Here is a 25,184-nt window from a genome sequence, read left to right as displayed (position 1 = left end):
CGGGCGACAACCGGGCACGCCGCGCGAGCGGCGTCGCCCGATTGCCCGACCGGCAGCGTCACATCATCTTGCCGCGCGACTTTTCGGCCCGCGCCGCATCGGCCGCCGACTCGACCTTCTTCACTTCTTCCGGCGGCGGCAGCACCGCCTTGAAGCCCATCGAGTCGATCCACATCTCGCGCGCCCAGCCGCGGGTGTGATACAGGTGATGGTCCTCGTCCGCCTCCACCTCGTCGTGCGCGGCCTTCAGCGCCTTCGCCGCGTCGCGATCGCGCAGCTGGTCGGCCGCATAGCCGATCAGCTCCCAGTTCAGGTGGTCCTTCGTCTCGGCGAGCACCACGCACTCGGCCGCGACGATCTGCGCGACCGCCGGGTCGGCCTGCTTCTTCGCCTGCTCGATCACCTGGACGAGCGACTTGCCGGTCGCCGCCACGGCGGCGCGCCCCGGCGACTGCGTATCCGGATCGAGGCCGAGCGTGTCGAATACCTTGCGCAGCACTTCCTGGTGATGCATCGTTTCGCGGTGGTACTTCTCCCATTCCTTGTGCAGGTCCTCGTCGGTCGCACACTTGAGCGCGGCCTCGTAGATCTTCGCGCCGCCGAGCTCGGTTTCGTATGCCTGGCACAGCAACGCCAGGATGCCTTCGTGCTTCGATTGCCGTTGGCCCATGACTGCTTCTCCGAAAAAACGGGCCGCCCGCGCGGCCCTGGGGTTGAACCGGGCACGCGTTACTGCGCGCCCACCTTGCGCTGGAGTGCTTCCGCCATGCTCAGGTGATGCCTGAGCGTCGGCAGCGCCGCGGTCGCGAACGCCCGCAGCTGCGCGTCCTGGCCGCCGCGCGCCTCGTCCTCGAACAGCGCGACCGCCTTCTTGTGCGCGTCCGGGCCGGCCGCGGCCACATACGCCGTGTCGAAGTCGTGTCCGCTCTTGCCGCGCAGCGCTTCGACGTCCGGGTCGTGGATCTGCTCGACCTGCGGCTTCATGCCCGCGCGCGCGGCGACCTCGTCGAGCTTCGCGTTCGCCTTGCCGTGGTCGGCCACCATGCGTTTCGCGAACGCGCGCACGTCCGGCGACTGCGCCTGCTTCAACGCGAGCTGGCTCGCCTGCACTTCGGCCTTGCCGGCCAGCGCGGCCTTGTCGACGAATTCCGCATCGCCGCGCTGCGGCGCCTTCGCGATGCCCGGATCGCCCGCGCCGGCGGCGCCCGACGACGGGTTGATCACGCCGCCCGGCACATGCGAATTCGACGCGGGCGGCTCGCTCGGCGCCTGTGCCTGCGCGAGCCCCGCCATGGCGAGCACGCCCGCGGCGAGCGCCGCGATCGTCCAGTTGGGTTGTTTCATGCGCTTTCTCCTGGTGTGGCGGGCATCATCACCCGCCGACGATCGAGCCGCCGTTCGGATGCAAGGTCTGTCCCGTCATGTAGCTCGCGCCGTCCGACGCGAGCAGCACATAGCAGCCGATCAGCTCGTCCGGCTGCCCCGGCCGCTTGAGCGGCACGTTCGAGCCGAACGTCGCGACCTGTTCGGCGGTGAAGGTCGACGGGATCAGCGGCGTCCAGATCGGCCCCGGCGCGACGGCGTTCACGCGAATGTCGCGCTCGGCCAGCTCGATCGACAGCGAACGCGTGAACGCGACGATCGCGCCCTTGGTCGCCGAGTAGTCGGGCAGCTTCGGGCTGCCGTGATACGCGGTCACCGACGCGGTGTTGACGATGCGCCCGCCCGCTTTCATGTGCGGCAGCGCGGCCTGCGTGCAGAAGAACATGCCGTACACGTTCGTGCGGAACGTGCGCTCGAGCTGTTCCTCGGTCACGTCCTCGATGCCCGGCTGCGGATGCTGTTCGCCCGCGTTGTTGACCAGCACGTCGAGGCGCCCCAACCGCTCGACCGTGCGCGCGACGGCGTCGCGCGCCTGCCGGCGGTCGCCGACGTCGCAAGCGATGGCCTCGCAGCGCCGGCCCGCCTGCTCGATCAGGCGCTTCGTGTGCGCGGCATCGTCCGACTCGTTCAGGTAGACGATCGCGACGTCCGCGCCCTCCTTCGCGAAACCGATCGCGACCGCGCGGCCAATCCCGCTGTCGCCGCCCGTCACGAGCGCGACCTTGCCGGCGAGCCTGCCGCTGCCGACGTAGTCGGCCGCCTCGTCGCGCGGCTTCGGATGCATGTCCCGCTCGGTGCCCGGCTGCCGGGCCTGTTCCTGGGGTGGCAGGGTCTTTGCCGTCGTCATGGGTTCCTCCTTGAACGGGTGTCGGCGAGACGTCGCAAGCGGCATGCCGCGCGGCGGCCCGGCCCGGTGCACGCGCGATGCACGGGCGCCGCGCGCCGCGTTGCAAGCGCGTGCAGAAACGGCATGCTCAGCGCGGCGTGCCCTGCGTCGTGCCGTCCGGCCGGCGCACCGGATCGAAGTCGCGCCATTCGCCGTCCTGCCAGTCGCCTTCGACACGTTCGATCGCTTGCGCGCCGGTCGCACGCAGCACGTCTTCCGCGGTGGCCGCGGTCGTCGACGTCACGCGCGCGGCCAGGATCACGCCGGTTTCGGTCTTCGCGAGCATGCCCTTGCCTTCGGCCTGCTCGCCGCGCATCCGGCCGAGCGCGCCGCCGAACGCACCGAGATAGGCACCGGCGAGCGCACCGGCGGCCGGCACGAACCAGTAGCGCACGCCGAACGCATAGACGATCAGCCCGACGATCGCGCCGATCAGCAGCCCGCGCAGCGCGCCGACCAGCGCGCCGCGCCCGCCGGGCTTCGCGGCCGTATCGGCATACACGTCGCCGCCGATCGGAAAACGCGCGTGCTGGCCGCCCGGGTTCAGGAAGAAGATCGACACGTCGTCCGGGCCGAACGCGCGCTCGTAAAGGTGGCGCGCCCCACCTTCCGCTTCATCGAACGTCGTGAAGCGGCCTGCGACGATCATCGCCATGGTCGTGCTCCTCGTGGCCATAAGGTGCCGCGCACGCGAGCGCGGGCGCGACGCGACGCGGGTGCGCTCACATCAGGCGCCCGAGTTCCTTGGATACCGATGCCGGCGTGCCGTATTCGCGATCGGGGATCTGCCTGAGCATGTCGAGTACGCGCGGATCGGCGTGCGAGCGCTCCGCGCACTCGACCACCTCCGCCTTGCTCGCCGGATAGTCCATCCCCTTCAGCGCCTTCTGCACGTCGACCGGGCTCGGCGCCTTGCCGTGCCCGCTCTGGTGGCCGCCCTTGTCGTGATCCTGCTGCTCGCGCTCGCCTTCATGCGCGCGCGCGTGGCTGTATTCGTGGCCCGTATGTTGTCGGGATGACATGGAAACCTCCTTCGATTGAAAAACGGAAAGGCACGCCATTACGTCGGGCTGCGCCGCGACCGCGCGAACGCGGCCACCATCAGCGCCGCCGCGCCCAGCGCGACCGCGCCCGCGACCTTCGGCCGCTGCACCACCGCGTTGTATGCGCAAGCGCGCAGCACGGGCCCGTCCATCCCTTCGCGCTCGTGCAGCGCATGGCGGGACTCGTACAGCGCGTTGTCGTCGCGCGGCCGCGCGGGGCGCACCGTGCGCTGGCCGCGCGAGAACAGCGTGGCCGCGATGCGATCGAACAGGCGCGGCGCGTGATACGCGCCGGCCGACGTGAGCTTCGCGGCACCGCCGACGAACAGCGCGCGGCGCGGGTGCGCCGCCGCGAACAGGATCGCGTCGGCGACGAGCTCCGGGTCGTAGATCGGCGGCGGCAGCCGCGCCTCGACGTTCATGTAGTTCTTCGCGTGCATCACGAACATCGTGTCGATCGCGGCCGGCTTGATCAGCGTGACGGACACCGGCAGGCGATCGGACTCGAGCTCGAGACGCAGCGAATCGGTGAAACCCTTCACCGCGTGCTTCGATGCCGCATACGCGCTCTGCAGCGGCACCGGCGCGTCGGACGCCTCGCTGCCCATGTTGATGATCGCGCCGCCGTGGAAATCGCTCTTGCGCCGGAAATGATCCGACGCGACGAGCGAGCCGTGCACGACACCCCAGTAGTTGGTGTCGAACAGCCGGCGCTGATCCTCGAGCGGCACCGCCGCCGCCGTGCCGAAGATCGACACGCCCGCGTTGTTGACCCAGGTGTCGAAGCCGCCATAGGTATCGGCCGCCGTCGCGGCCGCGCGCTGCAGGTCCTCGAGAATGCCGACGTCGCCGGCGACCGGCACCGCGAGGCCGCCGTGCTGGCGGATTTCGTCGCACAGCGTGTTCAGCGCGTCCGCGTTGCGCGCGAACAGCACCAGCTTCGCCCCGCGCCGTGCCGCCTTGCGCGCGGTGACGAGGCCGATGCCGCTGGTGGCGCCCGTGATCACGATCGTCTGCTCGCCGACCGGTTTGAGCATGCAGTTCATCACTGGACTCCTTCTGCGGGGCCGGTTATTTCGGGCGGATGGTCAGCTGGTCGCGCACGTCCTGCACGCCGTCGATCTGCCTGACGACACCGACGGCCTGCGTGCGCTGCTGCTCGTCCGGCACGCTGCCGGTCAGCATCACGACGCCGTGACGCGTCTTCACGTGAATGTCGCCTGCCGACAGGCCGCTCGTGCCGACCAGCTCGGCCTTCGCCTTGGTCGTGATGGTCGCGTCGCGGATCTTCGTGCCGGTGCTCGAATGCGTCATCGACGACGATGACGATGACGACATGGATGACGATGCCGAGCCGTCGTCTCCGGCGGCGAACACGTTCGGCGCGACGGCGATACAGGCGGTGGCCGCGGCGATCGCGACCGCCATGCCGAGACGGCTGGCGGGATGACGGCGGAATCGCGGTGCGCGGGCTTGCAGCGGGAATACCTTCATCGTGACCTCCTATCGTGAGGCCGGCGTGGCCGGCGGACGTCCGGGTGTCGCAAATCGCGTGCCGCGCGCAACCGCCCGCATCCCCGCGCGGCCCGCCGATCGGACGCCCTTTCATCCAACCCGTTGTAATTTTTTCGGCACCTGGGCCGGGCGTGCCGCCCGCAAAGTGACGGGCATGGCGATTGCCGAAGAGGGACGCAACGGGGCTCGCCGGCGCGGCCCCGACCTCGGGAGCAATACCATGCAAAGAATCGCGTTGATCAGTGAACATGCGTCACCGCTGGGGGTGATCGGCGGCGTGGACGCGGGCGGCCAGAACATCTACGTCGCGAACGTCGCGAAGCAGCTGGCCGAGCGCGACCTCGACGTCGACGTCTACACCCGCTGCGACGATCCGCACCTGCCGGAAGTCGTGCAGATCGGCCCGCGCATGCGCGTGATCCACGTACCGGCCGGGCCGCCCGCCGCCGTGCCGAAGGAACGGCTGCTGCCGTACATGGGTGCGTTCGCGGACTACATGACCGCGCGCATGCGGCGCGAGCCCGACCCGGTCGACGTGATGCACGCGAACTTCTTCATGTCGGGCGAGGCCGCGCTGCGCGTGAAGCAGCGTCTCGGGATTCCGCTCGTCATGACGTTCCATGCGCTCGGCCGCGTGCGCCGGCTGCATCAGGGCGCGGCCGACGGTTTCCCCGACGAACGCTTCGCGATCGAGGACACGCTCGCGCGCCGCTCGGACCGGCTGATCGCCGAGTGCCCGCAGGATGCGCTCGACCTGACCACGCACTATCGCGCCGATGCCGCGCGCATCGAGATCGTGCCCTGCGGGTTCGATGCGGGTGAATTCCGGCCGGTGCCGCGCGTCGATGCGCGTGCGCGGCTCGGCTGGCCTCACGATGCGTTCGTCGTGCTGCAGCTCGGGCGGCTCGTGCCGCGCAAGGGCATCGACACCGTGATCGACGCGCTCGCGCGGATGCCACGCGACCCGAACCGGCCGACGCGGCTCTACATCGTCGGCGGCAGCCACGCGACGCCCGACCCGGCGCGCGATCCGGAACTCGCACGCCTCGCCGCGCTCGCGCACGACGCCGGCATCGCGGAACGCGTGACGTTCGTGGGCCGGCGCGAGCGCGACGCGCTGCACCTGTACTACAGCGCGGCGGACGTCTTCGTGACGACGCCGTGGTACGAGCCGTTCGGCATCACGCCGGTCGAGGCGATGGCATGTGCCGCGCCGGTGATCGGCAGCGACGTCGGCGGCATCCGCACGACGGTGGACGACGGCGTCACCGGCTACCTGGTGCCGCCGCGCGACCCGGCCGCGCTCGCCGGTCGGCTCGTGCAGCTGCGCGCGCAACCGGCGCTGTGCGATGCGCTCGGCCGGGCCGGTTATCTGCGCGCCCACCGCTTCTACACATGGCGCGGCGTGACCGACCGCCTCGTCGACATCTACCGCGACGTCGCGCATCCGCAACGTGCCGGCACGGCGGCCGGCAGCCGCCGCACGCCCGTCGCGACCACGCCGGGCGTACTCGCCCACCGCAAGGAGAATGCATGATGAAGGGCTACGATCGCAAACGGGTACTCGTCACCGGCGGCGCCGGGTTTCTCGGTTCGCATCTGTGCGAACGCCTCGTGACGGCCGGGCACGACGTGCTGTGCGTCGACAATTTCTACACGGGCGCGAAGGACAACATCGCGCACCTGCGCGATGCGCCGAACTTCGAGCTGATGCGGCACGACGTGACGTTTCCGCTGTACGTCGAGGTCGATGAAATCTACAACCTCGCATGCCCGGCGTCCCCCGTGCACTATCAGCGCGACCCGGTGCAGACGACCAAGACCAGCGTGCATGGCGCGATCAACCTGCTCGGCCTCGCGAAGCGCGTGAAGGCGCGCATCCTGCAGGCATCGACGAGCGAAGTGTACGGCGACCCCGACGTGCATCCGCAGGACGAGCGCTACTGCGGCCGCGTGAACCCGATCGGCATCCGCGCGTGCTACGACGAAGGCAAGCGCTGCGCGGAAACGCTGTTCATGGACTATCACCGCCAGTACGGCGTCGACGTGCGGATCGCGCGGATCTTCAACACGTACGGGCCGCGCATGCATCCGGCCGACGGGCGCGTCGTGTCGAACTTCATCACGCAGGCGCTGGCCGGCGAAGCGTTGACCGTCTACGGCGACGGCAGGCAGACGCGCTCGTTCTGCTATGTCGACGACATGGTCGATGCGCTGATCCGGCTGATGGACGAACCCGGCGACGCCTGCGAGCCGGTGAACCTCGGCAGCGACGACGAGATCGCGATGATCGACGTCGCGCGCGAGGTCGTGAGGATCGTCGGCGCGACGGTCGCGATCGAGTTCCGTCCGTTGCCGTCCGACGATCCGCGTCAGCGCCGGCCCGATCTCGACGCCGCGCACCGGCGCCTCGGCTGGCGCGCGACGACGCCGCTCGCGAGCGGGCTCGCGCATACCGCGCGGTATTTCATCCATCGGCAGGTCGCGAATCACACGCCGGGCGATCTCGTGCGCAGCACGCGGATCGCGTCGCACATGCTCGCGCAGATCAGCACACGGAACCGGCCGGGGGCGGCGACGTGAACGGCACGACGTGACACGACGCCGCGTCGTCGCGTGCCCGGGGCGACGGTCGTCGCGTATCCGCCGCGTATCACCCGTCGCGCGTCGTCACGCGCGCGATCCGGCGGGCCAGCTCGCGCACGTCGACCGGCTTGCACAGATAGCCGTCGAAGCCCGCCTCGAGCGCGCGGCGTTCGTCGCCGAGGCCCGCATGCGCGGTGACCGCGAGCACGCGCAGGTTGGGCGGGCTGCCGCCGTTCGCGCCGCCGCGGCGCAATGCATCGAGCAGCCAGAAGCCGTCGCCGTCGGACATCGCCAGATCGGACAGCACGACGGTCGGCTTCACCTCCGCGACGATGGCGAGCGCGTCACGGCCCGACGACGCGACCGCGACGACCGCACCGAGCGTTGCCAGCGCGGCGGTCAGGCTCGCACGCGTGGTCGGGTCGTCGTCGACGATCAGGATGCGCTGCGACTCGAGCATCGGCGTACCGCGCGCGACGTCGTCCGGCGTGACGCTCCACGCCATCGCCCCCGCCGGCTGCCAGCCGGCCGGCAACGTCACGGTGAACGTGGCGCCGCGATTGCGGCCCGGGCTTGCGACGCTGACCGTGCCGCCGTGCAGCTCGGCGATATGCCGCACGATCGACAGGCCGAGCCCGAGCCCGCGCCGCGACGAGGCAGGCGACTCTTCCGCGCGGCGGAACATGTCGAACACGTACGGGATGAAATCCGGCGCGATGCCTTGCCCGGTATCGGCGACGGTCAGCATCGCGTGCCCGGCGTCGCGCGACAGCGTGACCGTCACCGCGCCGCCGGCCGGCGTGAATTTCAGCGCGTTCGACACGAGGTTCGACAGCATCTGCCGCAAGCGCTCCGCGTCGCCCGACACCACGCATGCGGACGTGGCGCAGTCGAATTCGAGCGCGATGCCGGCCGACGACGCGGCCGTCTGGAACGTGCCCGTCGCATCGGCGAACAGCCGCACCACGTCCACCGGCATCGAATCGATCCGCAGCTTGCCGGTCGCGAGCGACGATGCGTCGAGGATGTCGCCGACCATGCGCGTGAGCGAACGCGCGCTGCGATCGATCGCGTCGATCGCCTGCTGCTGCAATCCGTCTTCGCGCGAATTGCGCAGCACCTCGACCCAGCCGTAGATCACGTTCAGCGGCGTGCGCAGTTCGTGCGACACGGTCGCGAGCAATTCGTCCTTCAGGCGGTTCGACGTATCGGCCTGGTCGCGCGCGTCGCGCGCGCCCTGCAGCGAGCGGTGCGCGCGCAGGTCGCGGCGGCGCTGCGCGCCGGTCTCGCGCAGCGTCAGCGACAGCGCGACGCTGGCGCGCAGGTCGCCGCGCACCGGGCATGCGGATACCGTTGCGCGAAAGCGCCGGCCGTCGCGGCGCACGCACAGCAGTTCGAGCGGGCCGACCGGTTCGCGCATCGCGTCGAACGTTTCGGCCAACGGATTGCGCTGCAGCCAGCGCATCGCGACGAGCGATTCGAACGGGCGCCCGTAGGCCTCGGACTCGTCGTACCCGAAGATCCGCTGCGCGGCCGGGTTCCAGCTGACGATGCGGCCCTCGCCGTCGACGCCGACGATCGCGTCCGGCGATGCCTCGACGACCGCGAGCTGCAGCCGCGACTTGTCGGCGCGCGCGCGCGCCACGCCGGCATCGCAGAACAGCAGCACCGCGCCGTCGATGTTGCCGTCCGCATCGGCGATCGGCGCCGCCGCCTCGGCGATCGGCACCGGCGTGCTGCCGGCGGCGCCGTGCAGCCAGTGCCGGTCGGACAACGCATGCGCGCCGCCGAGCGCCCGCTCGAGCGGCGTCGCCTGCACGCGCCGGCCGTCGTGATCGAACAGGCGCAGCACGTCGCGCACGGGCCGGCCCGTCGCCTCGTCCACGCCGCAGCCTGCCAGCTCGGCCGCCACCGCATTCAGGTAAGTCACCCGGCCTTTCCCGTCGGTCGCGATCACACCGTGCGGCAGCGACTGCAGCACGGCTTCGAGCTGCCGCCGCGCGGCCGCGTCACGCCGGCGCGCGACGTCGTTCGTGAGCCGCGCGTGGTGCAGCATCGCCGCGCCCGCGCAGACCAGCATGCCGACCAGCAGGAAGACGAAGAGCTGCACGAGCCGGGCCGACAGCGGCCCGGTGTACGCGGCCGGATCGGACAGGAACAGCGTCCAGATCAGCAGCCCGCTGACCACGGTCGACACGATCCCGAACAGGAACGACGTCACCCAGGCCGCGCCGGCCAGCATCGGGTAGTACAGGATCAGCGACAGGTTCACGCCGCCGAAGCGGATCGCCAGCGCCTGCAGCACGGTGGCGATCGCGACGAACATCACGGCGGTTGCGTAATTTCCGACCTGCGGCCGCGCAAATTCAAACATCGGACACCCTCCTGCCGACCCACCGGCGGCAGCCGGCCACGCGCAGCCGGACGGGCACGTCACCTGCTCGGCCGCCTGTGCTGACCTGGGAGACCTTCATACCATGACCGCTCCGACACGCTGGCTCGTCGTCTCGCCGCACCTCGACGACGCCGTATTCAGTTGCGGGCAGCTGCTCGCGCAGGCACCGGGCTCGGTCGTCGTCACGGTGTTCGCGGGCATTCCGGAACACGGTGCGGCCGCGCCGCCGTGGGACCGTCGCGCGGGATTCCGCACGGCCGACGACGCGATGCGCAGGCGCCGCGACGAGGACCGTCATGCGCTCGCGCTGCTCGATGCGCGGCCCGTCTGGCTCGACTTCCTCGACGACCAGTACGGCACGCCGGCCGCGTCGGCGGCAATCGCCGCGCGCGTGGCCGACGTGATCGACGCGCACCCGGGCTTCGGCGTGCTGGCGCCGGCCGGCCTGTTCCATCGCGATCACCTGCAGGTTCAGCAGGCCGTGCTGGCGCTGCTGCGCGATCACGGCCGGGCCGGCGACGCAGCGCGCGTGTGGCGCTTCTACGAGGATGTGCCGTACCGGCGGATCGACGGGTTGATGGCCCGGCGCGTGACCGGCTGGCGCGAGCACGGCTGGATCGGCCACCCGGTCGGCGCGCCGGGCGGCAACGGCATGGACACGGCGGCAGCGAAGGCCGCCGCCGTCGACGCGTATGCGAGCCAGATTGCGCTGTTGGAGCCTCATATGCGTGCCGATCTCCGTGAACCCGAAACATACTGGCGGCTCGAATGCGACGGCACGTCCGCGTGACGCCCGCGCGTGTCGTGCTGCCGCCGCGCGAACCACGCGTGACCGCGGTGGTGCTGACCTGCCGGCGCTCGCTGGAGCTCGCGCGCACGCTGGCGCGGCTCTCCGCGCTGCCCGACCGGCCGGCGATCGTCGTCGTCGACAACGGCTCGGACGACGCGACCGCGGCGCTCATGCACAGCCGCTTTCCTCATGCGACGCTGGTGCATGCGCCGGCCAATCTCGGGGCCGCCGGCCGCAATCTCGGCGCGGCCGTCGCCCGCACGCGCCACGTCGCGTTCTGCGACGACGACACGTGGTGGGCACCCGGCTCGCTCGCCGAAGCCGCGAACCTGCTCGATGCGTACCCGCATGTCGCGGCCGTCACCGCGCGCGTGCTGGTCGGCCCCGACCGGCGCGAAGACCCGACCTGCCGGCTGATGGCCGACAGCCCGCTCGATGCGCCCGTCGCGCTGCCGGGCCGCCCGATCCTCGGGCTCTTGGCCGGCGCGAGCGCATTCCGGCGCGACGCGTTCGTGGCCGCGGGCGGCTATCATCCGCGCTACTTCCTCGGCGGCGAGGAAGCGCTGCTCGCGCTCGACCTGTATCGCGCGGGCGCGTGGCTCGTCTATGCACCGCGTCTGACGGTTCATCATTACCCTTCGAAGCAACGCGACGTGCAGACGCGCGCGAGCGTGTCCGCCCGCAACGCGGTGTGGACCGCGTGGCTCAGATGGCCGGCCCGCGCCGCGCTCGCGCATACCGTCCGCATGCTGCCGCGCCTGTGGCGCGAACGCGGCATCGTGCCCGCCTTCGCGGGCCTGCCGTGGATCCTGCGCGAACGGTGCGCGCTGCCGCCGCACGTCGAACGCATGCGCCGCCGGCTCGACGACGACGCGCGTCGCCGCGCGGGCGGGCGCGCATGAGCGCGCCCGGCACGACATCAGGAGTCCGGTTTTTCCGCTTCGTCTTCCAGTTGCGCGAGCCGGTTGTAGATCGTCTTCAGGCTCACGTCCAGCACTTCGGCCGCCTGCGCCTTCACGCCGCCGCATTTCGCGATCGTGCCGAGAATCAGCTTGCGGTCGACTTCCTCGAGCGGCGTGCCGAACGGCACCGTCACGCGATCCTCGTGCGCGTCGACCATGTTCGACAGTTCGTCCATGATCGGCGGCGGCAGCGTGTCGATCACGTCCGCGTCGGCGAAGATGCTCGCGCGCTGCACGAAGTTGCGCAGCTCGCGTACGTTGCCGGGCCATGCGTAGGACTTCAGCGCTTCGCGCGCGGCGGGCGCAAAGCGCAGATTGCGGCCGCTTTCCTCGTTGTAGTGCTGCAGGAACGCGTCGGCGAGCATCGGGATGTCGTCGCCGCGCTCGCTCAGCGACGGCAGCGGAATCGGGAACACGTTGATCCGGTGATAGAGGTCGGGCCGCAGCTTGCCGTCGGCCATCGCGGCTTCCGGATCGCGGTTGGTCGCCGCGACGATGCGCACGTCGACGTCGATCTCGCGCGTCGAGCCGAGCCGCGTGAGCCGCCCGGTTTCCAGCACGCGCAGCAGCTTGACCTGCGATTCGACCGGCATCTCGGTGATTTCGTCGAGGAACAGCGTGCCGCCGTCCGCGCGTTCGAAGAAGCCCTTGTGCTGCCGCTCGGCGCCGGTGAAGCTGCCGCGGTCGTGGCCGAACATCTCGCTCTCGACGAGATTCGCGGCAATCGCGCCGCAGTTCACCGCGAGGAACGGGCCGCGGCGGCGCAGGCTCAGGTCGTGCACCGTCTGCGCGGCGAGTTCCTTGCCGGTGCCCGACTCGCCGGTGAGCAGCACCGACGCCTCGGTGCGCGCGACGCGGCCGATCGCATCGTAGACGGCCTGCATCGCGGGCGAGCTGCCGAGCATCCGGCCGAAGCGGCCGAGACGCTTCAGTTCGGAGCGCAGTTCGGCGATTTCCTCATGCAGTGCGGTGGTGCGCGGCACGCGCGCGAAGATGCTGTTCAGCCGCTGCATGTTGATCGGCTTCACCAGATAGTCGGTCGCGCCGCGCCGCAATGCGTCGATCGCGGTTTCGAGGCTCGCGTGACCGGTGGTCAGCACCATTTCGCAATGCGCGCGCTTCGGCAACGCGTCGAACAGATCCATGCCGTTGCCGTCCGGCAGCACGAGATCGCACAACACGAGATCGGGAGTGTGCGTCGAGACGAGCGTGCGCGCTTCTTCGAGCGTCGCGGCCGTGTCGCATGCAAGCTGCTGCGCTTGCGCGAGGGTCGCGAGCATCGTTCGCGTATCGGCGTCGTCTTCGACGATCAGGACATAAGGCATCGAAGCTCCTGGTGGGTGCGGCCCGGGCGCAAGGCGTCGGCCGAAACCGCGGCGGGCGTGCGATGCGGGGTACGACGCCGGAACCCGGCGGCACATCCGCACCGCACACGAATGAGCAAATTAGCTGTCCTGCAGTGACAAACGCGTGCCTAGAAGTATAGAAGAAGTGCGTCGTGCCTTCGCCGATCATCGAATAAATCTATCTGTCGTCGACCACCGCATTGCAAGATTCAATCCGGCGAAACGGGCATAAAAGGTATGCTTTCCACATGAAAAAATGATGCGTGGCGGTCATTTTTTCGCCTGCTCCTCGACGGTTTCGGTCAATACTTCCAACTCGATACACTCATGTCGAAATCCGACGATGACGGCGCGCGGCTGTTCGGCCGCTCGCCAACGATTCAAGACCTGCTGCTGAAGGTAGCGCGTGTCGCCGCGACGCGCGTCAGCGTCCTGGTGGTCGGCGAGAGCGGCGCCGGCAAGGACATCGTCGCGCGGCTCATCCACGACATGAGCCCGCGCCGGCGCGGGCCGTTCGTGCCCGTCAACTGCGGGGCGATTCCGAAGGACATCGCGGAATCCCATTTGTTCGGACATGAAAAAGGCAGCTTCACCGGCGCGATCGCGCAACATGTGGGCATGTTCGAAGCCGCGCGCGGCGGCACGCTGTTTCTCGACGAAATCGCGGAAATGCCGGCGGAATTGCAGGTGAAACTGCTGCGCACGCTGGAGACGAACACGATCGTGCGCGTCGGCGGTCACGAAGCGATTCCGCTCGACGTGCGGATCGTCGCGGCCACCCATCACGATCCGGTCGAGGCCGTGCGCAGCGGCCGGCTGCGCGAGGATCTGTTCTACCGGATCGCGACGATCGCGCTGCACGTGCCCGCGCTGCGGCAGCGCGAGGACGACGTCGGCGACATCGCGCTGCAGATCGTCGAGCGGCTGAATGCGCGGCATCGCACGCGCAAGCGTCTGTCGCTGCAGGCGATGAAGGCGCTGCGCGCCTATACGTGGCCCGGCAACGTGCGCGAGCTGCGCAACGCGCTGGAGCGCGCGTTCATTCTCGCCGACGAGCAGATCGAACTGCAGCTGCTGCGCCGCCAGCCGCCGCGCGAGGAGGTGCGTCACAACGCGATGACGCTCCATATCGGCACGACGCTCGCGCATACGCAGCAGCGCTTCATCGTCGCGTCGCTGCGCCATTTCAACGGCGACAAGCCGCGCACCGCGAAGGCGCTCGGCATCAGCCTGAAGACGCTGTACAACCGGCTCGCGCTGTGCCCGAACACGAGCGCAACGCGGCGAGCGGCGCGGCTGCCACCGACGCCCGCCGCGGGCAGCGCCAGCGGCGCCAGCGCACCGCCGGTGCGACGGTGCGGCCGCAGCCCGAGCGCCGGTATCCGCCGGCGCAACGAACCCGTAACCGGGCCGCGACGGCAGCCGCCCGGTCTACGCCGCGACGTCGCACAACGCGCTGTCCCACTCGCGCACGAACCGCTCGATCCCGAACCGCTCGCACGCGTCGCGCTTCGCCGCCGCGCCCCATTCGCGCGCGAGGTCCGGATCGCGGAGCAGCATGCGCATCGCGTCGATCAACACGGCAGGCCGCGTATCGGCGACCCCGTTGCAGCCGCTCCTCACGAGCTGCGCCATCTCCGTCGTTGCGAGCGCAACGATCGGCAGCCCGATCATCATCGCCTCGATCACCGCGAGCCCGAGGCTCGTGTAGCGGATCGGATTGAAGAAGAAGCGGTAGTGCGACAGGAACTGCGGCAGCGCCGGATTCGGCACCTCGCCGATGCCGCCGAGTTCGGCCGAGCCCATCCCGACCAGATCGAGCGGCACGCTGTGACGCACGGTCTCGAACAGGTCGGCGCCGAGACGCCGCCCGCGTCGCGCGAGGTGGTTCACGACCGTCACGCCCTTGGGCAGCGTGCCGCGATACTCGACACTGTCGGGCAGCAGCACGCCGTGCTCGATCACGCGCGTCGGCGTGACGCCGCTGTCCCACATCAGCGCGTTGAACGGCGTCACGTGCACCAGCAACACGTTCGGGTCCTGCACGGGGTGCAGCGTGTCGGTCGGGTGCTCGCGCGGCGGATCGTGTTCGACGAACAGCGCCGGCAGCGCGCGCTGCGCGTCGCTCAGGAGCCGCAACCGGTCGTGCGCGTAGTGATTGTGATGCTGGTACAGCACGCAGTCGAACTCGGTGTCGCGCACGCACTCGACGGGCACCTCGTACACGTTGTCGCCCCACGGCAGGTGCCCGACCCGACCCGCGTAACCGGGCGGATGCTGCGGCTTCGTCACGATGTAGAAATCGTGCGGCGCCTGCGACAGGTAATACAGATAGTTGCCATGCACGTGCCAGGTGAGCACGCGCAAGCGCTTACGTGACATGACGTCTCTCCTCCGCGAGCAGCTTGCCCGCCCGCTCCATCACGTCGTCGACGCCGATCGCCGTCGCGCACTCGTGCCCGTACGGGCAGGTGTCGAACGCGCACGGCCGGCAGGCCGGATAGTGCGCGAGCACGCGATGGCGTTCGGCGTCGAGCGGCGCCCAGCGGACCGTGTCGCTGCCGCACGCGACGACGATGCTCGGCGTGCCGAACGCCGCCGCGACATGCGACACGCCCGTGTCGTTGCACAGCACGAGCCGCGCGCGGCCGATCAGCGCGGCCAGCGCGCCGAGCGGCGTGCGCCCGCACAGGTTCACGCACGGCCGCGCGAGATGTTCGACGAACGCGCCGGCCAGCGCGAGTTCCGCGCGCGTGCCGGTCAATACGATCTGCCAGCCGTCGTCCGCGAGCTGGCGTGCCGCGCTCGCGAAACGCTCGACCGGCCAGCGCCGCGACGCCATCCGCGCGCCCGGATGAACGATCACGTAGCGGCCCGGATCGAGCGCATGCTCGTCGCACAGCACGTGCCACAGCGCGTAGTCGAGGCCGCCCAGCGGAAATTCCAGGTAGTCGCCCCAGTCCGGATAGCCGAGCTTGCGGGTCAGCGCCAGGTAGCGCGTGACCTCGGGCTCGCCGTCGCGCCAGACGAGCGCACAGTCGAGCGCGGTCGTGCCGCCGTCGGGCGGCACGAAACCGGCGGTGCGCGTCGCACCGAGCGACGCGACGATCGCGTTGGTCTGCACGCCGCTGCCGTGCAGCTGGATCGCGAGATCGAAGTCGCGCGCGCGGCATTCCGCGACGAACGCCTCGCGCGCGGCCGGCTCGGCGTCCGGCTGCTCGCCGAGGCCCGGCGCGCCGGGAAACGCGATGAAGTTGTCGATGTAGTCCGAGAAGCGCGATGCGAACTCGCGCGCCCACGGCAAGCCGATCAGCGTGATGCGCGCGTCCGGCTCGCCGCGCCGCAGCGCGCGCAGCGCCGGCACCACGCACAGCATGTCGCCGAGCTGCAGCGCGCGGAACACCGCGATGCGCATCGGACCGGACGACGAAACGGATTCGAGCATCATAGGAAGAACACCCGGAAGTGAAGCGCACCGCGCACGCGCCAGTACAGCGACACGGGCGGAATCGCGATCGACGTGACGATCATCTCGGCGACATGCGACGGCGTGAGCCGCGTGCCGCGCAGCCGCTTCGCGCAGAATGCGGCCGTGATCACGGCCCAGGCCGTCGCGCACGCGATGCCCGGCACACGCCATCCGGCCGCGAAACAGCCGAGCGCGCCGAGCGCGAACAACACGGCCGCGTAGTAATTCCACGGCGGCATCGCGCGGATATGACGCCGGTAGGTCGCGCGATGCTTCTTGTACAGCAGCGCGTCGAAATACACCTTCGACTGCTGGCCGATGCTCGCGCCCCAGCGCGCGGGACGCACCGGATGCACGATCCGCGCGGCGTCGACGCCGACGATCGGCCCCGCGTGCTCGCGCAGCGCGAACATCAGGTCGGCGTCCTCGCGCCATGCGCGCGTGAAGCGCTCGTCGAACCCGCCGACGCGCTCCAGCGCCGCGCGCCGCACGAAGCAGTTCGCGGTCGCGAATTCCGCATGCGCGAGGCCGGCCGCGTCGCGCTCGTGGTCGGTCGGGCGCGCTCGCAACGGCACGTCGATGCGCCCGGCCGCGGCCGCCGCCGACGGTTCGGCCAGCAGCGCGGCCGCGCCGTGGCGCAGCCAGGTCGGATCGGGAATCGTGTCGTCGTCGGTGAACGCGATCAGCGCGCCGCGCGCGCTGCGCCAGCCGATGTTGCGCGCGCCCGCCGGCCCCTGCGTATCGGGCGCGGTCATGTAGCGGATCACCGGCACGTCGGTCATGCGCGCACGGCACGCGTCGACGGTTTCCCATGCGCTGCCGGCCGGGTCGTCGTCGACGACGACGATCTCGTAGGTGGTCGGATCGAACACCTGCGCGCACAGCGCGTCGAGGCAGCGTTCGAGCAGGCGGGGCCGCCGGTACGTCGGCACGACGACCGACACGACCGGCGGCAGTTGCGTGTCGCGCATGTTCATCTCGGCTTCTCCAGCAGGAACGAACCGATCACGAGCGCGTCGAGCGGCGAAGTCCAGAAGCACTCGAGCGCGTCGCGCGGCGTGCAGACGATCGGTTCGCCGCGCGTGTTGAACGACGTGTTGACGAGCACCGGCACGCCGGTCAGCGCGTCGAACTCGGACAGCAGCGCATGCAGCAGCGGATGCTGGTGTGCGTCGACGGTCTGCACGCGCGCGGTGCCGTCGATGTGGCGCACCGCCGGAATCGTCGCCTCGGCGCCGGGCGCGATGTCGTACACGAACAGCATGAACGGCGCGCGCAGCGGCGTGCGCCGCCCGCCGTTGAACCAGTGGTGTGCGTGGCTTTCGAGCACGACCGGCGCAACCGGCCGGAAGTCCTCGCGATCCTTGATCCGGTTCAGCTTGCGCTGCATGTCCGGATCGATCGGCGACGCGAGGATCGAGCGCGCACCGAGCGCGCGCGGCCCGAACTCCATGCGGCCCTGGAACCAGCCGATCACGCGGTTTGCCGCGAGCAGCGCGGCCGTCTGGCTGGCGACGTCCGCGAGCCGCCGGTACGGCAGCCGCGCTTCCTTCAGGAACGCCTCGATCGCTTCGTCGCCGTACGACGGCCCGAGATACGCGTGATCCATCCGCCAGTCGCCGCGCATCCCGCGCATGCGGAAATCGGTCCACAGCGCGGCGCCGAGCGCGGTGCCCGCGTCGCCTGCCGCCGGTTGCACCCACACGTCGTCGAACGGGCCGCGATCGCGGATCTTCGCGTTCATCACGCAGTTCAGCGCGACGCCGCCCGCCATCGCCAGTTGCTGCTCGCCGCTCTCGGCCGCGAGCCAGTCGACCGCCTGCAGCGTCGTTTCCTCGAGCACCAGCTGCAGCGCATGCGCGATGTCGCAGTGATGCGGCTCGATCGGTCCGCCGCGCTCGCGTGGCGCGCCGAACAGCGCGACGAGATCGCCGTCGGCAACCTCGTAGCGCCCGTCGCCGTTGTAGCTCACCAGCTTGCGCATCGCGTCCGCGAACACCGGCTTGCCGTACGACGCGAGCGCCATCACCTTGTACTCGTCCGACGAATGCAGGAAGCCGAGGTAGCGCGTCACGCGCTCGTACAGCAGGCCGAGCGAATGCGGCAGGTTGACCTGGCCGAGCCGCCGGTACGACTGGCCGTCGAACACGCCGTAGCTCGTCGTCGCGCGTTCGCCGCGCCCGTCCATCGTCATCACCGCGCAGTGCTCGTACGGCGCCGCGAGAAACGCGCTCGCCTCGTGCGCGAGATGGTGCTCGATGAAATGCCAGCGAAACGGCCCGTCGTGCGCGACGCCGCGAAAGCGCCGCTGCAGGTGGTGCGGCGCGCCGCCCGCAAGCTGGCGCGGCGCGTTCACGATCGACGACAGGAACAACGGATGCCACGGCGATGCGCCGTCGGCACGCCGCGCATGCGCGGACGGTGCGAGCGGCAGCGTCAGCTCGGGCGCGTCGCCGTGACGGTCCAGTTCGAGCCACGGATCGTACGAATACGCGACATGGTCGACGTCCGCGAGCGCGATGCCCGCTTCCGCCAGACAATAGTCGATCGCGTGAAACGGCAGCTCCCAAGTCGAGAACGGCACCGGCCGCTTCGCGTGCTTCACGTGCGTGAAGCGTTCGTCCTCGGCCGCCGCGATCACCGCGCCGTCGCGCACGAGGCACGCGGCGCTGTCGTGAAAGGCGGCATTGATGCCGAGCGTATAGGTCGGAGCAGGCATGCGTCAGGTCCTCGTGATGACTTGCGCGAACGGAATCACGTTCGACCCGCTCGACGCGTTCGCCGCGACCGGCTCGGCAGCGTGCAAGGTGGCGCGCGCGGCCGCGTGTTGCGCATGGCGCGCGCTGCGGCGCAACAAGCCGTGCGTCGCCTCGACGACATCGTCGACGCTCACGCCGAGCAGGCACGGATGGCCGGGCTGGTTGCAGACGCTGCGGTAGCAGTTGCGGCACGGCACGTCGACGTTCAATGCGCGGTGCGGCACACGCCACGGCGTGTGCTGCGGATTGGTCAGCGCGTACAGATCGACGACCGGCGTGCCGAGCGCGGCCGCGAGATGCACGGGGCCGCTGTTGTTCGTCAGCAGCAGGTCGGCCGTCTCGATCAGCGCGCCGAGCTCGCCGAGCGGCAGCACGCCGGCGAGCGGCACGGCGCGCGGCCGCGCGTTCGCACACGGCATCCACGAGCGCGCGCTCGTCGGCGCCGCCCGTCACCGCGATGCCGTCGAACAGCGGCGCGAGCCGCGCGGCCACGTCGCCGAAGCGCTCGGCCGGCAGCGCCGCGATGCCGCGCTCCGCGCCCGGATGCACGACCAGCCAGCGCGTTGCGCCGGCGCCGGCCGCGCGGGCCGCCGATGCCGCAGCAGCGCCGCGCGCAAGCGCGAGTGCAGCGCGCGTCGCGCCGCATCGCCCGGCTCGAACGCCATGCGCCAGTCGCACGTCTTCGCGCCGATCGCGCGGACCAGCGCAAGCTGGCGCGCGACTTCGTGGCGCACGCGCGAATCCGGCTCGGTCTCGGGCACGCGGTCGGTCAGCAGTTCGTACGGGTTCTCGCGGCAATGCGCGAGCCGCAGCGGGATGCCCGCGAGCCAGCACATCATCGCGGCCGGCAACGGACTCTGGCTGTATACGGTGAAGATCACGGCCGCGTCGAAACGGCCGGCCAGCAGCCGGTCGATCATGTCGAGATCGACGACCGGATCGCCGCGCACGTCCGGATGCTTGACCCACGGCGCGTCGTACGTCCACACGTCGTCGACCATCGGCAGGTGTTTCGCCAGCGCGGCGCCGGTGCGCGACGTCAGCAGCGTGAGCCGGCGGCCGCGCCCGCTCTCCTTCAGCGCGCGCAGCGCGGGCGTCGTCATCAGCACGTCGCCGAGGCTGTCGAGGCGCACGCACAGAATGCGTCGCGCGCGATCCCAGGCGGCGCTCATCGCCGCACCCACGAGCCGTGGCGGCGCACGGCCTCGCGCGCGACGAGGTCGGCGGCGAGGTCGAGCCGGTCGACCACATGGTGCGGCGTGCGCGCGGCATCGAGCCGCCATTGCGTCTCGTTGCCGCGGTCGACGAGTATCGTGCCGCAGCGCGCGGCGCGGCCGGCCTCGACGTCGTCGAGAATGTCGCCGATCATCCAGCTCCATTCGGCGACCGCGCCGAGCGTGGCGATCGCGCGGCGCACCATCCCCGGGCGCGGCTTGCGGCAGATGCAGTCGCAGGTGTAGCGCGGCACGCTGCCCGCCGGGTGATGCGGGCAATAAAAAAAGTCCGCCAGCACCGCGCCGTTCGCTTCGAACAATTCGGCGAGACGCTGACGGACCGCGCCAAGCTTCGATTCGGCAAAGTAGCCGAGCGCGACGCCCGGCTGGTTCGACACGACCGCGATCGGCATGCCCGTCGCGCCGAGCGTGCGCAATGCGCGCGCGGCGCCCGGCGCAAGCTGCATCCGCGCGGGGTCGACGTTGTACGGCAGGTCCTCCAGCAGCGTGCCGTCCTTGTCGAGCAGCACCGCGCCGGGCAACCGTCGCGCGCGACTCACGGCCATGACGTCTCCTTCATCGGCAGCACCATCAGTTCCGGCACGACGGTGCCCGGCGGCTGCGTCAGCACGAAACGCACGGCGGCCGCGACGTGTTCCGGCGGCTGCAGCGTGTCCACGTCGATGTCGGGGAAGCGATCGAGCAGGAACGGCGTGCGCATCCCGCCCGCGACGATCGCCGACACGCTCACGCCGGCCGGCCGAAGCTCCGCATGCAGCGCATGCGACAACCCGAGCAGCCCCCACTTCGTCGCGTGATACGCGGACGCATTCGGCCATGCGCGCTTCGATGCGGTCGACGCGATGTTGACGATGTGGCCGCTGCCGCGGGCCTTCATCATCGGCACGGCCGCGTGGCACATCAGGTACGGGCCGAACAGGTTGGTCATCATCACCTGCTGCCAGGCGGCGACGCTGACGTCGTCGATCGGCGCGGTCACGTCGATCGCCGCGTTGTTGACGATCACGTCGACGTCGCCGAGCGCCTCGCGCGCGTCGTGCATGACCTGCAGCACCGACGCCTCGTCGCGCACGTCGAGCGGCCGTCCGACCGCGCGGCCGCCATGCCGCTCGAGGCGCTGCGCGACGGCCGCCGCGCGATCGCCGTCGAGATCGGCAACGATCACGTGTGCGCCGTGTTGCGCCAGTTCCTCGCAGATGGCCTCGCCCAGGCCGCGACCGCCGCCCGTCACGAGCGCGGTGCGACCGGCCAACAACGGTCGGGCTGGATCGTGAGTCGGGTTCAACATGCACCTCCTGCAAGCGTCCGAAAGATCGCGGCGATGACATTTGTCGTGACAAACGTCGTACAGAGGTACAGCGAAAACCGTGCCATTGCGCGAACGCCCGCGCCACATCGCGCTGCCCCGCGCGCGCGCTGGCTTTTTTATAACCGGCTGTAAAAACGGGCCCGCTCGCCTGCGCTCAGATCGCGAGCGCGTCCGGCGTCGCCTGCGCGCGGTGCTTCGCGAGCGCACGCAGGCAGTGCGCGATGCAGCCCGCGAACGCCTCGTCGAACCAGGGCTGCGCGCCCGACACGCCGACCACGATGCCGTGCTGCGCGACGCCGCCCCACAGGTTCGTGTCGCCCGCGCGCAGCCGGTACGGCTCGAGCGCCTGCACGACGTGGCCGTCGCGGCCGGTTTCCCATGACAGCCGCGCCTTCGCGCGCGCGTACGCACGATAATCGGCATCCCAGTCCTTCGGATCGGGCAGCGAGAACTCGTACAGGATCGCATCCTCGAACGCCGCGTCGCGCGGCCCGAGCGCCGGATCCATGATCACGACGTGCAGGCAGCCGCTGTCGCCGACGAAGTCGCTCTGCAACGCGGCCGACAACGTCGGCAACAGCAGCTCGACGGCGGCGACCGCGGCCTGGCGGTCGGCAAACGCGCTACCGGCGCGGCGCTCGGTCAGGACTTCGGGGGGCGTCGGATTCGAAAGGTTCGGCATGGATATCTCCGGAGGAAAGCGCGAGCGCCCGCAGCGTCGCGATCAGGTCGGCCGCTGCCGCGGGCTTGGTCAGATAGGCGTGGAAACCCGCTTCGACCGCGCGCGTGCGGTCGCGCTCGCGGGCATGGCCCGACAACGCGAGCGCTTCGAGCGGCGCCCGGCCGTCGCGCGCACGCTCGGCGTCGAGCTGGCGCACGCGGCGCATCACCGTGTAGCCGTCTTCCTCGTCGGCGCCGAGGTCGATGTCGCATACCAGGAGCGCCGGCCAGTCCGCGCGGCGCGTGTTCCGCATCTCGTCGAGCAGCGCGTGGCCGGACGCGAACACGCGCACCTCCGCACCGGCGACCTGCAGCAGCGCGGCAAGCGCTTCGCGCGCCTCGTCGTGATCGTCGACGCACGCGATGCGCACGCCGTCGAGCGGTTTCGCGTCCGCGGCCGCAACGGCGCCCGGCCCGGAATTCGGTGCGGCCGCGTCGGCCGGTTGCAGCGACGCCGGCGCGACCGCGCACAGCGGTAGCGACAGGTGCAACGTCACGCCGACGTCGTCGCGCTCGCGAACGACGTAGCCGCCCGCGTCCTCGATCGCGCCCTGCAGCCGTTCGAGATCGGCCAGCGACAGCTCCGGCGCGTCGACGCCGGTGCACGTGATCGTGATCCGCGCGTCGGGGTCGTGCCGCGCGGTCCGCACCTCGACCCGCCCGCCGCCGCTCGTGTCGATCCCGCCGCGGCACAGCTCCCACACGAAGCGCCGCAGTGCGGCCGGATCGGCCTTGACGACCAGATCCTCGTTCGACAGCTCGCGGAACACCGGCACGCCGCGGCGCGCGGCGGCTTCCGCCAGCGCATCGAGCACCTGCGCCACCAGCGGGTTGATCCGCACCGGCTGCAGCGCGAACTTCGCCTCGGTGCGCTCCAGTTCGCGCTGCTTCGCCTGCAGCGACCACATCTGCGCATACACGCCGTCGCTCGCCAGCAGTTCGTCGTGGGTGCCCTGCTCGACGAGCCGGCCATGCTCCATCACGAGGATCCGGTCCGCATCGACGATCGTCGACAGCCGGTGCGCGATGACGAGACTCGTGCGGTGCCGCGCGACGCGCATCAGTTCCTGCTGGATCGCGCGCTCCGAGCGCGTATCGAGCGCCGACGTCGCCTCGTCGAACACGACGATCGGCGGCGCCTTCAGCAGCGCGCGCGCGATCGCGACACGCTGCCGCTCGCCGCCGGACAGCCGCACGCCGCGCTCGCCGACACGCGTGTCGTACGCATCGGGCAGCCGTTCGATGAACGCGTCGAGTTGCGCGCCGCGCGCGGCCGCGATCACTTCGCCGCGCGTCGCGTCGCGCTTGCCGTATGCGATGTTGTAGGCCAGCGTGTCGTTGAACAGGATCGTGTCCTGCGGCACGATGCCGAGCGCATCGCGCAGGCTGCGCTCGGTCACGAGGCGCAGGTCCTGGCCGTCGATCCGGATCGTCCCCGCATCGGGCTGGTACAGCCGGAACAGCAGCCGCGCGAGCGTCGACTTCCCCGAGCCGCTCCCGCCGACCACCGCGACCGACTGTCCCGGCTCGACCCGAAACGACACGTCCCACAGAATCTGCCGGCTCGGCTCGTAGCCGAAGTCGACGTGCTCGAACTCGATCGCGCCGCCGCGCACCGCGAGCGGCTGCGCGCCCGGCGCGTCGCCCTCCTCGCCGGGCTTGCCGCGGGCGTCGAGCAGGCCGAACAATCGTTCGATGTTCGTCATCGCGTCGTGCGCCTCGCGGAACACGAAGCCGAGCGCATTCAGCGGCAGGCTGATCTGGATGATGTACGCGTTGATCAGCACCAGATCGCCGACCGTCATCGTGCCGCGCGCGACATGCTGGCCGGCGAGCAGCATCACCGCCGCGATGCCCGCGCCGATGCATGCGCTCTGCCCGATATGCAGCGTCGACAGCGCGTACTGGTTGTCGACGCCGGCCTCGCGCCATGCGTCGAGCACGCGTTCGAGCCGGCTGCGCTCGACGTCCTCGCGCGCGAAGTACTTGACGGTATCGACGTTGAGCAGGCTGTCGACCACGCGCGCGTTCGATTCGGCCTCGAGCACGTTCACGCGACGCTGGTAGCGCATCCGCCGGCGCGTGAAGACGGTCGTGTAGCCCGCATAGACGGCGAACGTGACGAGGATGATCGCGGTGAAGCCGCCGCCGTACTTGCCGATCACGATCACCAGCACCGAGCCGATCTCGATCGCGGTCGGCACGACGGTAAACACCGCGACGCCGAGCAGGTAGCCGATCCCGGCCGTGCCTTTCTCGAGGTCGCGCACGACGGCGCCGGTTTCGCGCTGCGAATGAAAGCGCGCGCCGAGCCGGTGCAGATGACCGAACGTGCGGACCGTAAACGACGCGACCGCGTGCTGCGTGACCTGCACGAACGTCATGTCGCGCACTTCGTTCAGCGCGTTCGCCGCGAAGCGCACGACCGCATACGCGAACAGCAGCAGAACCGGCAGCGCGACCGGCTGGCCGGCCGCGCGGCCCAGCCCGTCGACGATGTCCTTCAGCAGCAGCGGCACCGAAACGGCCGCCGCCTTCGCGAGCAGCAGCAGCGCCAGCGCGGCCAGCACGCGCGCGCGGTAATGCCGGATCGCGCGCCACAGCTCGACCGCGATGCGCGCGCGCAGGCCACGTGCGTCGCGGCCACGACCGTCGCGCGGCGCGCTGGCGCTCGAGTCGCGATCGTCGCGAATGTCGCCGTCGTCACGCGGTCCGTCGTCAGAGCCGGTCGTCATGCGCGCATTGGCTGTGTCCGCGGCCTTGGCCGGGTCGTCCCGCGCATCGGC

21 protein-coding genes and 2 pseudogenes are annotated in these 25,184 nt (G+C 70.5%); 5 read left to right on the top strand and 18 right to left on the bottom strand.

Annotated elements, in window-relative coordinates:
- Window positions 1–58 precede the first annotated feature (58 nt).
- From PL79_RS24870 to PL79_RS24840, 7 genes are all read right to left on the bottom strand, one after another.
- Complete coding sequence (locus PL79_RS24870) at window positions 59–670, bottom strand: DUF892 family protein (RefSeq protein ID WP_044843370.1); 612 nt, start codon at window positions 668–670, stop codon at window positions 59–61.
- Between the two features lie 59 nt (window positions 671–729).
- Window positions 730–1,344, bottom strand: a complete 615-nt coding sequence (locus PL79_RS24865) for a DUF4142 domain-containing protein (protein ID WP_044843369.1) — start codon at window positions 1,342–1,344, stop codon at window positions 730–732.
- Window positions 1,345–1,372: 28 nt separating this feature from the next.
- Window positions 1,373–2,230 (bottom strand): SDR family oxidoreductase, encoded by an 858-nt coding sequence (locus PL79_RS24860; protein ID WP_044843368.1) that lies wholly within the window; start codon window positions 2,228–2,230, stop codon window positions 1,373–1,375.
- Between the two features lie 127 nt (window positions 2,231–2,357).
- Window positions 2,358–2,924, bottom strand: coding sequence for a hypothetical protein (locus PL79_RS24855; protein WP_044843367.1), 567 nt, complete (start codon window positions 2,922–2,924; stop codon window positions 2,358–2,360).
- 67 nt (window positions 2,925–2,991) lie between these two features.
- Complete coding sequence (locus tag PL79_RS24850; RefSeq protein WP_044843366.1) at window positions 2,992–3,291, bottom strand: DUF2795 domain-containing protein; 300 nt, start codon at window positions 3,289–3,291, stop codon at window positions 2,992–2,994.
- Between the two features lie 38 nt (window positions 3,292–3,329).
- Complete coding sequence (locus PL79_RS24845; protein ID WP_044843365.1) at window positions 3,330–4,358, bottom strand: SDR family oxidoreductase; 1,029 nt, start codon at window positions 4,356–4,358, stop codon at window positions 3,330–3,332.
- A 25-nt stretch (window positions 4,359–4,383) separates the two neighbouring features.
- The gene (locus tag PL79_RS24840; protein ID WP_044843364.1) at window positions 4,384–4,806 is read right to left on the bottom strand and encodes a BON domain-containing protein; all 423 of its coding nucleotides are present in this window, start codon (window positions 4,804–4,806) and stop codon (window positions 4,384–4,386) included.
- Window positions 4,807–5,047: 241 nt separating this feature from the next.
- Here PL79_RS24840 and PL79_RS24835 point away from each other — a divergent pair, with 241 nt between their 5' ends.
- Together PL79_RS24835 and PL79_RS24830 are read left to right on the top strand one after the other, a co-directional pair.
- Window positions 5,048–6,364 carry a glycosyltransferase family 4 protein gene (locus tag PL79_RS24835; protein ID WP_044843363.1) on the top strand — a complete coding sequence of 439 codons (1,317 nt, stop codon included), beginning with the start codon at window positions 5,048–5,050 and terminating at the stop codon, window positions 6,362–6,364.
- Window positions 6,364–7,410: a UDP-glucuronic acid decarboxylase family protein gene (locus PL79_RS24830; protein ID WP_044843362.1), complete on the top strand. Its 1,047-nt coding sequence runs from the start codon at window positions 6,364–6,366 to the stop codon at window positions 7,408–7,410. Before PL79_RS24835 ends, PL79_RS24830 begins: the two co-directional genes overlap by 1 nt.
- Before the next feature lie 70 nt (window positions 7,411–7,480).
- On the opposite strand, the gene PL79_RS24825 is transcribed toward PL79_RS24830, so the two are convergent.
- On the bottom strand, window positions 7,481–9,787 hold the full coding sequence (locus PL79_RS24825; protein ID WP_044843361.1) for a hybrid sensor histidine kinase/response regulator: 2,307 nt from the start codon (window positions 9,785–9,787) through the stop codon (window positions 7,481–7,483).
- 103 nt (window positions 9,788–9,890) lie between these two features.
- On the opposite strand from PL79_RS24825, the gene PL79_RS24820 reads away from it, so the two are divergent.
- Together PL79_RS24820 and PL79_RS24815 are read left to right on the top strand one after the other, a co-directional pair.
- Complete coding sequence (locus tag PL79_RS24820) at window positions 9,891–10,598, top strand: PIG-L deacetylase family protein (RefSeq protein WP_044843360.1); 708 nt, start codon at window positions 9,891–9,893, stop codon at window positions 10,596–10,598.
- Complete coding sequence (locus PL79_RS24815; RefSeq protein WP_044843359.1) at window positions 10,577–11,500, top strand: glycosyltransferase family 2 protein; 924 nt, start codon at window positions 10,577–10,579, stop codon at window positions 11,498–11,500. Before PL79_RS24820 ends, PL79_RS24815 begins: the two co-directional genes overlap by 22 nt.
- A gap of 17 nt (window positions 11,501–11,517) precedes the next feature.
- Here the strand turns inward: PL79_RS24815 and PL79_RS24810 are convergent, their stop codons facing one another.
- On the bottom strand, window positions 11,518–12,885 hold the full coding sequence (locus tag PL79_RS24810; protein ID WP_044843358.1) for a sigma-54-dependent transcriptional regulator: 1,368 nt from the start codon (window positions 12,883–12,885) through the stop codon (window positions 11,518–11,520).
- Window positions 12,886–13,233: 348 nt separating this feature from the next.
- Here PL79_RS24810 and PL79_RS24805 point away from each other — a divergent pair.
- Window positions 13,234–14,173, top strand: a pseudogene (locus PL79_RS24805) (sigma-54 interaction domain-containing protein); the annotation flags it as partial.
- 164 nt (window positions 14,174–14,337) lie between these two features.
- Here PL79_RS24805 and PL79_RS24800 read toward each other — a convergent pair.
- From PL79_RS24800 to PL79_RS24760, 9 genes and pseudogenes are all read right to left on the bottom strand, one after another.
- Window positions 14,338–15,288, bottom strand: coding sequence for a glycosyltransferase (locus tag PL79_RS24800; RefSeq protein ID WP_044843356.1), 951 nt, complete (start codon window positions 15,286–15,288; stop codon window positions 14,338–14,340).
- Window positions 15,278–16,354 carry a glycosyltransferase family 9 protein gene (locus PL79_RS24795; protein WP_044843355.1) on the bottom strand — a complete coding sequence of 359 codons (1,077 nt, stop codon included), beginning with the start codon at window positions 16,352–16,354 and terminating at the stop codon, window positions 15,278–15,280. Before PL79_RS24795 ends, PL79_RS24800 begins: the two co-directional genes overlap by 11 nt.
- Complete coding sequence (locus PL79_RS24790) at window positions 16,351–17,352, bottom strand: glycosyltransferase family 2 protein (RefSeq protein ID WP_044843354.1); 1,002 nt, start codon at window positions 17,350–17,352, stop codon at window positions 16,351–16,353. The genes PL79_RS24795 and PL79_RS24790 overlap by 4 nt, the downstream gene beginning before the upstream one ends.
- Window positions 17,349–19,094, bottom strand: a complete 1,746-nt coding sequence (locus tag PL79_RS24785) for a carbamoyltransferase family protein (protein ID WP_044843353.1) — start codon at window positions 19,092–19,094, stop codon at window positions 17,349–17,351. Before PL79_RS24785 ends, PL79_RS24790 begins: the two co-directional genes overlap by 4 nt.
- A gap of 3 nt (window positions 19,095–19,097) precedes the next feature.
- Window positions 19,098–20,306 (bottom strand): annotated as a pseudogene (locus PL79_RS24780) (glycosyltransferase family 9 protein).
- On the bottom strand, window positions 20,303–20,914 hold the full coding sequence (locus tag PL79_RS24775) for a D-glycero-alpha-D-manno-heptose-1,7-bisphosphate 7-phosphatase (RefSeq protein ID WP_044848165.1): 612 nt from the start codon (window positions 20,912–20,914) through the stop codon (window positions 20,303–20,305). Before PL79_RS24775 ends, PL79_RS24780 begins: the two are co-directional and overlap by 4 nt.
- Complete coding sequence (locus PL79_RS24770; RefSeq protein ID WP_135801136.1) at window positions 20,905–21,657, bottom strand: SDR family oxidoreductase; 753 nt, start codon at window positions 21,655–21,657, stop codon at window positions 20,905–20,907. The genes PL79_RS24775 and PL79_RS24770 overlap by 10 nt, the downstream gene beginning before the upstream one ends.
- Window positions 21,658–21,832: 175 nt before the next feature.
- The gene (locus PL79_RS24765) at window positions 21,833–22,360 is read right to left on the bottom strand and encodes a hypothetical protein (protein ID WP_082088721.1); all 528 of its coding nucleotides are present in this window, start codon (window positions 22,358–22,360) and stop codon (window positions 21,833–21,835) included.
- Window positions 22,302–25,133, bottom strand: a complete 2,832-nt coding sequence (locus PL79_RS24760) for an ABC transporter transmembrane domain-containing protein (RefSeq protein ID WP_044848170.1) — start codon at window positions 25,131–25,133, stop codon at window positions 22,302–22,304. Before PL79_RS24760 ends, PL79_RS24765 begins: the two co-directional genes overlap by 59 nt.
- Between the last annotated feature and the right edge of the window lie 51 nt (window positions 25,134–25,184).

Source organism: Burkholderia sp. USMB20 (assembly GCF_000949135.2).
Classification (GTDB): Bacteria; Pseudomonadota; Gammaproteobacteria; order Burkholderiales; family Burkholderiaceae; genus Burkholderia.
This window is presented reverse-complemented; position numbering and strand designations above follow the sequence as displayed.